This is a genomic window from Sedimentibacter sp. MB35-C1 (assembly GCF_030913635.1).
In the GTDB taxonomy this organism is placed as follows: Bacteria; Bacillota; Clostridia; order Tissierellales; family Sedimentibacteraceae; genus Sedimentibacter.
Window position 1 is genome coordinate 2773579 of the sequence record NZ_CP133188.1, and the last position, 13951, is coordinate 2787529.

Here is a 13951-nt window from a genome sequence, read left to right on the forward strand (position 1 = left end):
TGCCCCTCACATACTGATACACCCTTATAGTATAGGCTCCATATCTTTATCAAGAGCATCTACTTTCATAATCGTATGATAATCCAGGTTAAACGCTCTATCATTTATAAGCTTTAGAAGCTCATCAACTTTCATACTTCCTGTTTCAGAAGTAATAAAAACAGCTTCTATCTTAGCTTTATTATCTCCGGATTTATCAGCCTTAAGATATCTTATATATTCTTTTGTGTTAATTTCTTTATTGACAAGCTTTTTTTTCTTGTTTTTTTTCTGCCTGATATAAACTACTCCTGTTTCTAGCATTTCAGATAACAGATTATTTAACCTATCCATATCTAAATTTTCAGATTCAATTCCTATTATATATTCTGCATAGGCACATCTTGCCATAATTGAGTTTGTATTATCTGAACAGCTGGACTTAATTATCTGCATTTCCTTGGGCATTACTGAATTCATTTTTCTTTTGAATTCCTCCGGAGGAAGATTTTCGTTTAGTTCGATCTCAAAATACTCCCCTATGCTTTCTATTCCCAATGAAAGAGGAAATCCAAAGGATGTCTTCATATGTGGATTGAAACCTTCAGAATACTTTGCTCGAATTCCCGCTCTGTTAACAGATCTCTGAATAAATCTTAACACGTCTAAATGTGATATATACTTCAAATTTCCAGTCTTACTATATTTATTTATTATTTTGCACATGCGGACAGGCACCCCCTATAAGTCTGTGATTGACACCGCAGTTTGTGCAACCGAGTCTGCAATCATGTGTTGTCATAGCTTCAAGTGATTTTTCATATTCGCTGATTAGATATTTCTTGCTTACGCCAACGTCAATAAAATCCCAAGGCAAAACTTCTGTAATCTCTCTCTGCCTTTTTGCAAAGAAATCAGGATCAACATTTGTTTCATTAAATGCTTCCATCCACTTATCAAAATCAAACATATCGTACCATCCGTCAAAACGGCATCCTTTTTCCCAAGCACTTATCAATACTTTGGATAGACGTCTGTCTCCACGGGCAAACACTGCCTCAAGATAACTAAGCTTCGGCTCGTGATAACTAAAGGAAACTTTTTTATCTTTTATTTCTCTTTGCAGCATCTTAGCTTTATCATAAAACTCTTCTATGCTGTTCTGAGCCGTCCATTGGAACGGAGTAAATGGTTTTGGAACAAAACAAGATGCACTTGAATTTATTTTAAGGTTGCCTTTTATTTCTTCCTTAGGTCTTGCAAAAAACTTATCTTTTATTTTGTATGAAAGTTCCTTTATTCCCAGGACATCTTCCATAGTTTCACCGGGCAAGCCAATCATAAAATATAATTTAACCGTTGACCAACCTAATTTAAATGCAGTTTCAACAGGTCCCAAAATCTGCTCTTCTGTAAGGTTTTTATTGATTACATCTCTCATTCTCTGAGTTCCCGCTTCTGGAGCAAATGTAAGCCCGGACTTACGAACCTCCTGAAGCCTTTGTATTATATCGAATGTCATTGAATCAAGTCTAAGTGACGGCAGAGAAATACTTACATTATCATTTTCATATTTATCTAAAAGTTTTAAAGTAAGGTCTGGCAAGCATGAATAGTCACCAGAACTCAGTGATGTAAGTGATATTTCATCGTGTCCTGTAGAATTAAGCATGCTTTCTGCCTGATTAACAAGAGTATCGGACTTTTTCTCCCTTACAGGTCTGTAAACCATCCCCGCCTGACAGAAGCGACATCCTCTTGTGCATCCTCTGAATAGTTCAAGAACTACTCTGTCATGAACAACATCAATGTAAGGAAGAATGCTTTTATCAGGATAATAAACTTTGTCCATATCCTTTATTATTCGTTTTGTAATGATGTCCTTAGCATTATTGTTTAGTACTTTTCTTTCCTTAATAGTATTATCTTCATTATATACTTCCTCATAAAATTGAGGCACATATATTCCTTCAAGCTGTGAGGCTTTTTCTAAGAATTTAAGTTTGTTAAACCCGTTTAGTTTTTCCTTTTCATAAATACCCAAAAGCTCCGGCAGAAGTTCCTCTGCTTCTCCAACTGTAAATAAATCTACTATTTCGTGCAGTGGCTCCGGATTATATGCACAAGGTCCCCCGGCAATAACAATGGGCATGTTGTCTGTTCTATCCTTTGATTTTAACGGTATTCCTCCCAGGTCAAGCATATTCAAAATATTTGTATAGCTCATTTCATACTGAAGGGTAAACCCTATAAAATCAAATTCTTTCAGCTCATCCTTGCTTTCCAATCCATATAAAGGTATGCTGTTTTTTCGCATTACTTCTTCCATATCAGTCCACGGTGCAAATACCCTTTCACACCAAACATTTTCAATGCTGTTTAGCATATGATATAAAATATGAAGCCCCGTATGCGACATCCCTACCTCGTAAACATCGGGAAATGCAAAAGCAAATCTAACGCTTGTTTTTTCTTTGTCTTTAACAACCGAATTCAGTTCACTTCCTACATATCTTGCAGGTTTTTCCACACTTAACAACTCTCTGTCAAGCTTCTTTACATCTATCATGTTAATCCTTTCTATTTTGGCGGTGATTATTTGAGATTTATCTCTCACACTATTTATTCTGTTATATTGTACCATATAAATTCTAAAATATTTTATCATACGCGAATTCAAATGACAACTTCAATTTATTTAACTGTACTCATGAAGTTTTAATTCTGCGTTTAGGACTATAATTTTGTTGAAAAACCATGGCAAATATTATAATATAAAATAAGAAAAAAACGGAGGCTGAAATGAATTACGAAGAAGCAATACAATTTATTCATTCTACATATAAATTTGGCTCTAAGCTAGGGCTTAAAAACATTACTAGGCTGACGGAACTTTTGGGCAATCCTCAGAACTCCTATAAAATAATACATGTTGCAGGCACTAACGGAAAAGGTTCCACCTGCAGCATGATACACGATGCTCTTATGGCATCTGGCTACAAAACAGGACTGTTTACTAGCCCGTACCTGGAGAAATTTACAGAAAGGATTCAGGTTAACAGACAGCAAATAGATGACAAAGCTTTGGCCAGAATTACAGGGCTCGTAAAAGAAAAAATAGATTTAATGATACAGGAAGGCTACAATCACCCCACAGAATTTGAGGTTGTAACCGCCATTGGATTCAAATATTTTGAAGAGCAGGGAATTGACTTTCTTATTCTTGAAGTGGGAATGGGAGGAAGGTTTGATGCTACAAATGTGGTAAATAACACACTTGTTTCTGTAATAACCTCTATCAGCTATGACCACACGGAGTATCTTGGAGATACACTTGAAAAGATAGCTTTTGAAAAATCCGGAATAATAAAAGAAGGCTCTGATGTAGTGGTGTACCCCCAGGGAAAATCTGTTGTTGATGTAGTAAAAAATACAGCAAAAAATAAAAATGCCACTGTATACGAAGTGGAAAAGAGCAATGTTGAAAAATTAGGCGGGGACCTTTCAGGTCAGCGTTTTAAATATCTCAAAACAGATATATTTAATATTCCCGAAGCAAAAATACGCCTTTTGGGAGAACATCAGCTTTACAATGTATTGACAGCGTTACGAGCTCTTGAACTGGTCAAAAAAAGAGGCTACCATGTCACTGAAAAAGCCATTATTGAAGGCTTTAACAACTGCCGCTTTGCAGGTCGATTCGAAGTAGTAAACGAAAACCCTGCTATAATTATTGACGGAGGGCACAACATAAACGGCATTGAATACTTTGCAAAAGCAGTAAGAGAAAACTTTGGAAACAGTAAAATAACTTTGTTTTTCGGAATGCTGAAAGATAAGAACCCTGAGGAAGTACTTCCTTTGCTTATACCATTGTGCAATGAAATATTTACTTTGACTCCGAACAATCCACGTGCAATGAAATCAGACTTCCTTGCACGTCTTATAAGCAATCATTCAAATATTAAAGTTACAGCATTAGATGACTACGAAGACATTGTACCTGTATTAAAAAATACAGATAACGGCGACTGTATTTGTTTTGCAGGCTCACTGTACATGATAGGTGATGTAAGAACACTTTTAAGAAACAAAGGATTTGCCAATAAAATTTAAATACAGAAAAGAACGGCCATTTTATAAATTTTACGTGCCGTTCTTTTTTATATGTACTAAACTAAAAATCTATTAGCCCCAAACTTATCTTCAAGCAATCATTTACTTCTCCCATAAGATTTTTATCAAAACGGCCTATCTTCTCCTTCAAACGTTTTTTATCGATGGTGCGAATTTGTTCAAGCAAAACAACAGAATCCTTAGGAAGGCTGAAGTCTTCAGAACTAATTTCAATATGTGTAGGCAGCTTTGCTTTGTTAATCTGAGACGTAATTGCAGATACTATAACTGTAGGGCTATACCTATTCCCAATATCATTTTGTATTACTAACACCGGCCTTACGCCTCCCTGTTCGGACCCAATGACCGGACTTAAGTCGGCGTAATACACATCTCCCCTTTTTACAATCAAACTATTCACTTCCCAATAATTTTGTTTCGTAGCTTAAAAAATCCTCATAGTCCCCTTCTGAGTATTCTTCTGTAATGCTTTTATTTATATTGCTCATCTCTAAATATCCGGCCTTCATTTTGTTTCTTATTTCGAGTTTTCTTTTTTCAATTAAATAAAACCTTATAGATTTACGTATAAAGTCGCTTCTGTTGTTTCCTTCTTCTTTAACTGCATTGTCCAATTCTCTCAAAAGATTTTCGGGAATTGAAATCAATATTTTTTTATTGTCAGCCAAATTACACACCTCGATTACTCAAACTAAGTTCATTTAAACATATCTTATGTAATTTTACCACAATAATTATACAAGTTGTATGGTAACTTCTGTATTATTGTGAAAATTATTATTCCTCTTCATTCAGTCTTTCATATTGTATAGTTTTAACCAAATTATCGTTTTTATAAATAATAATTGTTGCTGGAAGCAGTGTTTCTTTGCTAAAGTTAAGAACATGCTTATAAATTCCGTCATAATATACCAATTCGTCAGGAATAGTATCCGTTGAATTTTCAAACTTGGATAAGTCTAAATCATAGATTAGAGAATCTGTCAATTTGAAATTTTCTATCACAACGCTGTTTTCAGGAAATTTATCATTGTTCAAAACACATCTGTTACCGGATAAATAAGCGGCGTTCCAGCTTTGAGCTTTATTTTCGGATTTTAAGCTGTAATTTTTATCTCTGCAGACAATGACAACCTTGTATTCATTTTCGCTGTTTTCGGTATAAACCTTCATTAGAGCTTCTCCTGTATAATTAACAGGAATGACATAGGGGTCGGCCTTTGTCTTTATTGAGCAACTACTTACTACAATCGCTAAAATAATTAACAACAATATCTTAAATTTCATCTCATCATCCTGCTTCCATCCATATATAATAGAATATGACGTCAAATGAAATTATATGACTAAATTATGGGCTGTTACTCTACAATGCAGAAGGCTGTAGCATATTCTTCTGTATGAGAAATTGAAAGATGAATATTAGTAATTCCAAGTTCTCTTGCTCTTTTAAAGGCATTGCCAGTTAAATTCACATATGGCTTCCCTTCGTCATCCTTTAATATTTCAACATGGCGAGGTCCGAAATTTGAGAAACCTGTACCAAGGCACTTAGAAACAGCTTCTTTTGATGCAAACATGCCTGCCGCTGTTTGTGCATTGAATTTTCTTGAGATTAAATACTCTCCTTCTTTTTCCGAATATACCTTTTTTATGAATTTATCATTCTCCAGATTTTTCTTTATTCTTCCTACTTCTGTAATATCAACACCAATACCTATAATCATTTTTATTCTCCTAACAAAAAATTAATTGACAAACTGCAGCATGTACGTAATAATTATATTATATGATTAAATTTAATACAATTCTAATTTAACAAATCTCACAAAGGAGTCAATATATGAATAATGTAACAGTGGTTTCTCATCCGCTGATTCAGCACAAGCTGACGATGTTAAGAGACAAAAATACTTCCTCTAAGGATTTCAGGGAGCTTGTAAGAGAAATAGCCATGCTTATGGCTTACGAGGTAACAAGAAATCTTCCTTTAAAAGATATAGAAATTGAAACACCTATAACAACAACTACCGGAAAAGTACTGGCAGGAGAAGATATTGCAATAGTACCTGTCTTAAGAGCTGGTTTAGGAATGGTGGACGGAATGCTTGATTTAATTCCAAACGCCAAAATAGGACACATCGGTCTTTACAGAAATGAAGAAACTCTGCAGCCTGTAGAATATTACTGCAAGCTTCCAAGTGATATTGAAAACAGAATAGTCATAATAACTGAACCTATGCTGTCAACAGGAGGCTCAATGAACGGTGCAATATCTCTTTTAAAACAAAAGGGTGCGAAAAGAATTAAATCAATCCACCTTGTGTGCGCCCCTGAAGGTTTGAAAAAGGTTACTGATGCTCATCCTGAAGTTGAAATATATACTGCTTCAATAGACGAAAAATTTAATGACATCGGATACATAGTTCCAGGACTTGGAGATGCGGGAGACAGATTATTCGGAACAAAATAAGGATAATCAATTATAACATAGGCGTGAGCTATCACGTCTTTTTTTTGAGGATAATATGAAAAATATATATAACAGAAATAAAAAATTTATTGCAGCCTTAGTAGTAATTGCACTTCCTGTCATAATTCAGAATGTCATAAGTATCGGTTTGAACATGATTGACACTGTAATGGTAAGTAAGCTTGGGAATGATGCAATCTCGGCAGTTGGGCTGGCAAACAGGATTTACTTTATTTTCACAACAATTTGCTTCGGAATATTCAGCGGTGCATCAATTTTTATTGCTCAGTACTGGGGAGCCGAAGATACGCAAAGTATTAAAAAAGTTTTTGGAATAGATTTGGCAATCGGTACAGTTTTATCACTATTTTTTTCTTTAGCAGTCTTTTTTTTCAGAGAACCAATAATGAAAATATTTATAGATGAAATTTCCGTCATTCAACCTGGAAGCAGATATTTACGAATTATATCATTTTCTTATTTTTTTACAGCTATCTCATTTGCTTTCAGCTTTAATTCCAGAGCCATACACAGACTTAAGCTTCCAACTATAATAAATGCTGTAGCACTTGTAATAAATACATTTTTAAACTGGGTATTAATTACAGGCAACCTTGGTTTTAAGGCACTTGGCGTAGAAGGCGCAGCAGTAGCTACATTAACAGCCAGAATTTTCGAATTTTTTGCTCTTATATTGTTAATATACAAAGATAAAACTCATCCTTTAGCAGGGACTTTTACTGAATTTACATCTTGGAACAGAATAATGCTGAAAAAAATTCTTAAAACATCACTGCCTGTTATAATGTCTGAAACTGCTTGGTCTGTAGGTACCTCAGTTTACTTTATAGCCTACGGTTATATGGGATCATCCGCAATTGCGGTTGTTCAAATTGCATTTAACATATCTGATTTCTTTCAGACATTATTTTTTGGAATAGGAAATGCTAGTGCTGTAATGATTGGAAATGAAATAGGTAAAAATGACATTGATAATGCTATGGAATACAGCAATAAATTCGTAAAAATAACTGTTTTTCTCAGCGTTGCTCTTGCTGTAGCTCTGTTCTTCTCCAGGAACGCACTTACAAGTTTTTTCAATTTAGATCCTTTTACCAGTGAAAGCCTGAGTCGAACTCTTATAGTTTACTCGTTATATTTTACACCAAAAATGTTTTCTTATATGTTTATATGTGGAATACTTAGAGCAGGAGGAGATACAAAATTCTGTATGTTTGTTGATATTATATCTGTATGGGTGATAGGAGTCCCTCTGTCGTTTTTCTCTGTATTAGTATTGAAATTGCCCATACATTTGGTTATTGCCGTCGTATTCAGCGAGGAGCTTATTAAATCTATCGCTGTAATCAAAAGATATAAAAGCCAAAATTGGATAAATAACTTGATTATTGAGTAACTGCAGTAAATGTATTTCTATTTTTATTAACCAGGAGGCCTCATGAGACACATATTTATAATAAACCCTGCCGCAGGAAACGGAAGGTATCAAAATGATTTAGCCGACTTAATAAATTCTGAATTACTGGATAAAGATATTGAATATGAAATCTATTTAAGCAGGTTTAAAGGGGATATTCACAGCTACCTGCTTAAGAAATGCAATGATAAAATTGAAAGTGTAATCTACGCCTGCGGAGGTGACGGCACCCTGCATGAAGTAATAAATGCAACACATAACGTCCCTCATGTGAGTATCGGAGTAATCCCGCGCGGCTCAGGTAATGATTTTATCAAGAACTTCAGTAAAGGCACACATTTTAACGATATTAATTTTCAAATCCATGGAAGCAGCGTAAATCTGGACCTTATAAAAGTTAATAATAAATATGCTGCATCTGTATGTACTGTAGGCCTTGATGCAGATGCAGCATTCCAAATGCACAAATTTAAAAAGATTCCATTCATAAATGGTTCAACAAGATACTATTTAGCCGTAATATATTGTCTGATAAACAAACTAGGCAATCACCTTGAAATTTCAGTTGACGGAAGCGGTGCCACCAACAGCTCCTACCTTTTAACAGTAATGGCAAACGGACAATTCTACGGCGGAGGATATAAATGTGCCCCTCTTGCTATTTTGAATGATGGGTTAATGGATTTATGTCTGGTCAAAAACATTTCAAGATTTAAAATACTAAATTTAATGAACAGCTATAAAGCCGGAACACACTTAGAAAATCCTAAGCTTAGTAAATGGATTAGTTATAAAAAATGCAAAAAAATAAAAATTAAAAGTTCCAAGCCATTAAACGTATGTGTTGACGGAGAAATATATTTGCATAATGAAGTCGCGCTTGAAATAGAAAAAGATGCATTCAAATTCTGGATGCCAAAAGAAGTGCAAATTATAGGCAGTAAAAAGACTGCTAAAAACAAATAATGAGGCGAAATGCCTCATTATTTGTTTTTACTGAAACGGTTACCCGTCTTTTTTAATTGATTGATAATCTATCCACTAAATTAGTATTTTTCATAATTGAATTTACAACAGCTGTTCCTGCTAATGTCACAACAGCAAATTCCCCTATGGCTACATAAATAGCGTTAATAACAAACGGTGTCTGAAACAAATATGTCAGTTCAAATCCTACAAGCACCGCATTTGAAATTACCGGACCAAGACTTGCAACTATCAATGATCTTTTGTTGTATCCCAAAGTCTTCCTCACTGTTACTATAAACACAATAGCAATGAAAGTTGCAAACGAGCCTACAACAATATCAATTACTCCCAAAGGGCTTGCTATATTGGCCAGAACACATCCCAGGACTAGTCCAAGACCATATTTAGGCTCTATGAATGCAAACAACACCAAAACCTCTGCTATTCTGAACTGTAATTGCTCATAGCTCATCCATGCAAATGCATAGGTTAATGCCACATATGCCGCTGCTATCAGGGCAGTGCGTGTAATAAATTGTACATTATTTTTTTCCATAAAAAAACTCCTTTCGAATACTTCTCGGAGTCACTAAAAAAATCTTGATTTTTAAAGTGGGTGCCAAGAAAACACTTGAAATCCTTAATAATATTATCAGAATTTCTATATTTGTTTGAAAAGGGACGGATTCCCGTCCCAATAAAATTATCTCTTGCTGAACTGTGAAGCCCTTCTTGCTTTTTTCAAACCGTATTTCTTTCTTTCCTTCATTCTTGAATCTCTTGTCAAGAATCCGGCTTTCTTTAAAATCGGTCTTAATTCATTGTCCACTTCAAGCAAAGCTCTTGAAATACCATGTCTGATTGCTCCTGCTTGACCTGTGTATCCGCCGCCTTTAACATTTACTAATACATCATACTGACCCATTGTATCTGTAATCATCATCGGTTCTCTTACTAAAACTCTTAATGTTTCATACTTGATATAATCATCTAATTCTCTTTTATTAATAACAATTTTTCCCGTTCCCGGTACTAATCTTACTCTAGCTATAGCTTTTTTTCTTCTGCCTGTTCCTCTGTATTGTGCATCCATCTATTTGTCCTCCTCCCTTAAAACTCGTATACTTGCGGTTGCTGAGCTTGATGATTGTGTTCAGGACCTGCGTATACTTTTAGTTTCTTTAACATTTTTCTTCCAAGGCTGTTTTTTGGAAGCATTCCTTTTACTGCCAGATAAACCGGTTGCTCAGGTTTAGTCTTAAACAAAGTTCTGTAAGGTGTTTCCTTTAATCCGCCTGGATAAAGAGAGTGGTGTCTATATAGTTTTTGGTCTAATTTTTTACCAGTTAAAACAACTTTATCAGCGTTAACAACTATAACAAAATCTCCTGTATCAACGTGTGGTGTGTAAATTGCTTTGTGTTTACCTCTTAAAATTTTTGCAATTTCTGTTGCAAGTCTACCTAAAGTCTTACCTTCGGCATCGATAACATACCATGCCCTGCTAACTTCATTAGGTTTAGCCAAGAAGCTTTTCATCATGTTTCCTCCTGTATTTCTACTATTAAACTATTATTATAATGCAATATATCGAAAAAACCTAACTCCGGGGCATTGGAACAACGGTTTTTCTCTAATCTTATCATACCTAAAACATTCTATATTAAATTAATTTTTATGTCAAGTAGTTTTTGTAATTTATAAGTTTTTTTGCTGCCTGTAATTAACATTCAGCAAAAATAATCCTTGCGGCTCAGCAGTCTTCCCCAGCAATTTTCTATCTTTTTCTTCCAAAGCTCTTTCTATGCAGTCAACATTTTTAATTCCCTTTCCGATATCTATCAATGAGCCTGCTATTATTCTTACCATATTATATAAAAACCCGCTTCCGTTTATATATAATTTTATTAGCTTATCCTCTTTGACAAGCTTAGCTTCATATACCGTCCTGACAGTAGTTTTCACGTCTGAATTCGATGCCATAAACCCTCTGAAATCGTGGGTTCCTATTAAAGATCCAGAGGCTCTTTCCATAATTTCAAAATCAAGAGTAGCCGGAACAAAGCAGGAGTATCTGCTGTAAAAAGGGCTCCATACTCTATCATTGTATATTTGGTACATATAAGTCTTGTCATGGGCATCAAATCTTGAATTAAAGTCTAAAGGAACATCCACCGAATCAATAATTCTAATATCCGTAGGCAGGTTTGCATTTAGAGCAATCTTTATCTTGTTTTCTGGGATCTTTGTATCTGCAGTAAAGTTTGCTACCTGATCAAATGCATGTACGCCGCTGTCGGTCCTTCCTGAGCCTGTTAAATTGACTTTTTGCTTCATTACAATACTAATAGCCTTCTCTATGGTTTCTTGGATTGTAGGCCCATTTAATTGGGTCTGCCAGCCGTGATAATTTGTACCATCATATGCAATGTTTAGCTTAATATTTCTTACCATATTTTTATTACTATTATCGCTGCAAAATATATAATAAATACGCCTGATGCAACGTAATCACCTTTTGTTATTTTTAGCTGTCTCATTCTTGTTCTATTTTCTCCGCCTCTGTAGCATCTTGCTTCCATAGCCATAGCAAGTTCATCTGCTCTTCTGAACGCACTTATAAACAAAGGCACCAGCAAAGGCACAAGATTTTTTGCTCTGCTCATTATATTTCCACTTTCAAAATCAGCACCTCTTGATTTTTGAGCTTTCATTATTTTTTCCGTTTCCTCCATCAAGGTAGGAATAAATCTAAGAGCAATGGTCATCATCATTGCAAGTTCGTGAGCAGGAAGTCCAAACCTTTTAAAAGGATTTAGAAGCGCCTCTATTCCATCGGTCAAAATTATAGGTGAAGTAGTCAACGTTAAAAGCGAAGTACCCATTATCAGGAGTGTAAGCCTTATTGCCATAAACCCCGCCTGCTTCAAGCCTTCTTCAGTAATCTTAATAAATCCTGCCTGAAATAATATTTTACCTGGTGTCATTAACAAATTAATCACAAATGTAATTAAAATTATCATAAGTATCGGCCTTAATCCTCTAATGACAAATTTAATCGGCACCTTAGATAGATATATTGAAGTTGCCAGAAAAACTATAACTACTATGTAGGTTGTAAAACTTTCAATAAGGAACAAGGAAATAATAAAAATAAAAGTTATAATAATTTTTATTCTCGGATCAAGATCATGAATCGGAGAATCTACGGGATAATGCTGTCCAATTGTTAAATTTTTAAACATTTCTCTTCCTCACTTCCCTCAGAATCTCTTCTTTAGCTTCTTCAACTGTTATTATGTCAGGCTTTATATTAAAACCACGTTTTCTAAGTTCATTAACTATTTGGGCAACCTGAGGAACTCCAAGGCTGATTTTTTTAAGCTCATCAGCTTTGGCATATATCTCCTTCGTCTTGCCTTCCATGTATATCTTTCCTTTATATAAAACAATTACTCTGTCAACCAGCTTGGCAATATCCTCCATGCTGTGAGAAATTAAAACAACAGTTACATTTGCTTTCTCGTGCAGCATTTTTATCTTTTCAAATAATTCATTTCTTCCAGCCGGATCAAGCCCTGCCGTCGGCTCATCTAAAATAAGATAATTCGGTTTCATTGCAAGAACTCCGGCTATGGCAACTCTTCTTTTTTGACCTCCGGACAAATCAAAGGGAGAAGCATCCTTAATTTTATCATAGTTAAATCCCACCAGCTCAAGAGCTTCTCTAACTCTTTTATCTATTTCATCCTTAGTCAGGCTCAAATTCATCGGCCCAAACGCAACATCTTTAGCAACGGTTTCTTCAAACAACTGGTATTCTGGATATTGAAATACAAGGCCTACAGTCTGGCGTACTTTGCTAAGCAATTTTTTTTCTTCGCCTATCGCTATTTTGTCAACAACTATTGTACCGTGTGTAGGTTTTTCTAACCCATTAAAAAGTTGAATCAAGGTGGATTTTCCCGAACCGGTATGACCTATAATGCCAACGAACTCACCTTCACGTATTTCTAAATTTATGTCATCAAGGGCTACAGTCCTAAATGGAGTTCCCTCACTGTATATGTATTTAATATTGTCTGCTTTTATTGACATAGCCAATCCACCAATTCCTTTACCTCGATTATATCCCTGGGAACGTTCAGGCCTTCATCCGCCAGTTCCTTAGCAAGTTCAGTAACTTGTGGAACATCAAGCCCAAATTTTTTTATTTCAACAACATTCCTGAAAACTTCCTTAGGGGTTCCATCAAGCTTTATACTTCCCTTATCCATTATTACAACTCTATCAGCTTGTACAGCCTCATCCATATAATGTGTTATTAAAAGTATAGTCTTACCACTTTTCTTCAACTTATGAAGCGTTTCCATTACCTCATCTCTCCCTGACGGATCAAGCATTGCGGTAGGCTCATCAAGTATTATACATTCTGAATTAAGCGCAAGGATTCCGGCAATTGCAATTCTTTGCTTTTGTCCTCCTGAAAGCATATGAGGAGGTCTTTTTCTATATTCATACATGCCGACCGCTTTTAAGGCGTCATCAACTCTTTTTCTTATTTCTAACGGTTCAACCCCTTGATTTTCAGGTCCAAATGCTATATCTTCTTCCACAATTGTAGCAACAAGCTGATTGTCGGGATTTTGAAAAACCATTCCGGCAGTCTGACGTATGTCCCACAATTTAGAATCATCCGCCGTATCCATTCCATTTACATATATCTTTCCATCCGTTGGAAGAAGCAGTGAGTTTATCAATTTAGCCAATGTTGATTTGCCCGAACCATTGTGGCCAATTATTGCTGTAAACTCTCCTTTTCTGATGTTCAAGTTAACTCCATCTACGGCAAAAGAGCTATCCTCGTTGTTGTATTTAAATTTTACATTTTCAATTCTTATAATATTCTCTATCATAACGCACCTGCAATTATTTTTTCACTGCATTAAATAATA

17 protein-coding genes are annotated in these 13951 nt (G+C 35.2%); 4 read left to right on the forward strand and 13 right to left on the reverse strand.

Annotated elements, in window-relative coordinates:
- Window positions 1-24: 24 nt before the first annotated feature.
- Complete coding sequence (locus RBQ61_RS13395) at window positions 25-705, reverse strand: TIGR03936 family radical SAM-associated protein (protein ID WP_308137771.1); 681 nt, start codon at window positions 703-705, stop codon at window positions 25-27.
- On the reverse strand, window positions 686-2548 hold the full coding sequence (locus RBQ61_RS13400) for a TIGR03960 family B12-binding radical SAM protein (RefSeq protein ID WP_308140122.1): 1863 nt from the start codon (window positions 2546-2548) through the stop codon (window positions 686-688). Before RBQ61_RS13400 ends, RBQ61_RS13395 begins: the two co-directional genes overlap by 20 nt.
- A 233-nt stretch (window positions 2549-2781) precedes the next feature.
- Between RBQ61_RS13400 and RBQ61_RS13405 the strand changes: the two genes are divergently transcribed.
- The gene (locus tag RBQ61_RS13405) at window positions 2782-4095 is read left to right on the forward strand and encodes a folylpolyglutamate synthase/dihydrofolate synthase family protein (RefSeq protein ID WP_308137772.1); all 1314 of its coding nucleotides are present in this window, start codon (window positions 2782-2784) and stop codon (window positions 4093-4095) included.
- A gap of 61 nt (window positions 4096-4156) precedes the next feature.
- Here the strand turns inward: RBQ61_RS13405 and RBQ61_RS13410 are convergent, their stop codons facing one another.
- The 4 genes from RBQ61_RS13410 to acpS all read right to left on the reverse strand — a co-directional run bounded on the left by RBQ61_RS13410 (window position 4157) and on the right by acpS (window position 5843).
- Complete coding sequence (locus RBQ61_RS13410; protein WP_213925094.1) at window positions 4157-4507, reverse strand: type II toxin-antitoxin system PemK/MazF family toxin; 351 nt, start codon at window positions 4505-4507, stop codon at window positions 4157-4159.
- A 1-nt stretch (window position 4508) separates the two neighbouring features.
- Window positions 4509-4784, reverse strand: coding sequence for a CopG family ribbon-helix-helix protein (locus tag RBQ61_RS13415; RefSeq protein ID WP_213925095.1), 276 nt, complete (start codon window positions 4782-4784; stop codon window positions 4509-4511).
- Window positions 4785-4893: 109 nt separating this feature from the next.
- Window positions 4894-5403, reverse strand: a complete 510-nt coding sequence (locus tag RBQ61_RS13420) for a hypothetical protein (protein WP_308137773.1) — start codon at window positions 5401-5403, stop codon at window positions 4894-4896.
- A 74-nt stretch (window positions 5404-5477) separates the two neighbouring features.
- Window positions 5478-5843, reverse strand: a complete 366-nt coding sequence (acpS, locus tag RBQ61_RS13425; protein WP_308137774.1) for a holo-ACP synthase — start codon at window positions 5841-5843, stop codon at window positions 5478-5480.
- Between the two features lie 116 nt (window positions 5844-5959).
- Between acpS and upp the strand changes: the two genes are divergently transcribed.
- Genes upp through RBQ61_RS13440 form a run of 3 tightly spaced genes read left to right on the forward strand, consistent with a single transcriptional unit; the run spans window position 5960 to window position 8993 of the window.
- Window positions 5960-6589: a uracil phosphoribosyltransferase gene (upp, locus tag RBQ61_RS13430; protein WP_308137775.1), complete on the forward strand. Its 630-nt coding sequence runs from the start codon at window positions 5960-5962 to the stop codon at window positions 6587-6589.
- 55 nt (window positions 6590-6644) lie between these two features.
- Window positions 6645-8006 carry an MATE family efflux transporter gene (locus RBQ61_RS13435; protein WP_308137776.1) on the forward strand — a complete coding sequence of 454 codons (1362 nt, stop codon included), beginning with the start codon at window positions 6645-6647 and terminating at the stop codon, window positions 8004-8006.
- A 42-nt stretch (window positions 8007-8048) separates the two neighbouring features.
- Complete coding sequence (locus RBQ61_RS13440) at window positions 8049-8993, forward strand: diacylglycerol kinase family protein (protein ID WP_308137777.1); 945 nt, start codon at window positions 8049-8051, stop codon at window positions 8991-8993.
- Window positions 8994-9045: 52 nt separating this feature from the next.
- On the opposite strand, the gene RBQ61_RS13445 is transcribed toward RBQ61_RS13440, so the two are convergent.
- The 7 genes from RBQ61_RS13445 to RBQ61_RS13475 all read right to left on the reverse strand — a co-directional run bounded on the left by RBQ61_RS13445 (window position 9046) and on the right by RBQ61_RS13475 (window position 13912).
- The gene (locus RBQ61_RS13445) at window positions 9046-9552 is read right to left on the reverse strand and encodes a QueT transporter family protein (RefSeq protein ID WP_308137778.1); all 507 of its coding nucleotides are present in this window, start codon (window positions 9550-9552) and stop codon (window positions 9046-9048) included.
- 147 nt (window positions 9553-9699) lie between these two features.
- Window positions 9700-10089, reverse strand: a complete 390-nt coding sequence (rpsI, locus tag RBQ61_RS13450) for a 30S ribosomal protein S9 (RefSeq protein WP_213925102.1) — start codon at window positions 10087-10089, stop codon at window positions 9700-9702.
- 17 nt (window positions 10090-10106) lie between these two features.
- Window positions 10107-10535: a 50S ribosomal protein L13 gene (gene rplM, locus RBQ61_RS13455; RefSeq protein ID WP_213925142.1), complete on the reverse strand. Its 429-nt coding sequence runs from the start codon at window positions 10533-10535 to the stop codon at window positions 10107-10109.
- 159 nt (window positions 10536-10694) lie between these two features.
- Window positions 10695-11450, reverse strand: a complete 756-nt coding sequence (gene truA, locus RBQ61_RS13460) for a tRNA pseudouridine(38-40) synthase TruA (RefSeq protein WP_308137779.1) — start codon at window positions 11448-11450, stop codon at window positions 10695-10697.
- Entirely contained in the window at window positions 11444-12241 is a 798-nt protein-coding gene (locus RBQ61_RS13465) for an energy-coupling factor transporter transmembrane protein EcfT (RefSeq protein WP_308137780.1), read from the reverse strand. Before RBQ61_RS13465 ends, truA begins: the two co-directional genes overlap by 7 nt.
- A complete protein-coding gene (locus RBQ61_RS13470; RefSeq protein ID WP_308137781.1) occupies window positions 12234-13094 on the reverse strand; it encodes an energy-coupling factor transporter ATPase in 861 nt (286 codons plus the stop codon). Before RBQ61_RS13470 ends, RBQ61_RS13465 begins: the two co-directional genes overlap by 8 nt.
- Complete coding sequence (locus RBQ61_RS13475; protein ID WP_308137782.1) at window positions 13085-13912, reverse strand: energy-coupling factor transporter ATPase; 828 nt, start codon at window positions 13910-13912, stop codon at window positions 13085-13087. The genes RBQ61_RS13470 and RBQ61_RS13475 overlap by 10 nt, the downstream gene beginning before the upstream one ends.
- Between the last annotated feature and the right edge of the window lie 39 nt (window positions 13913-13951).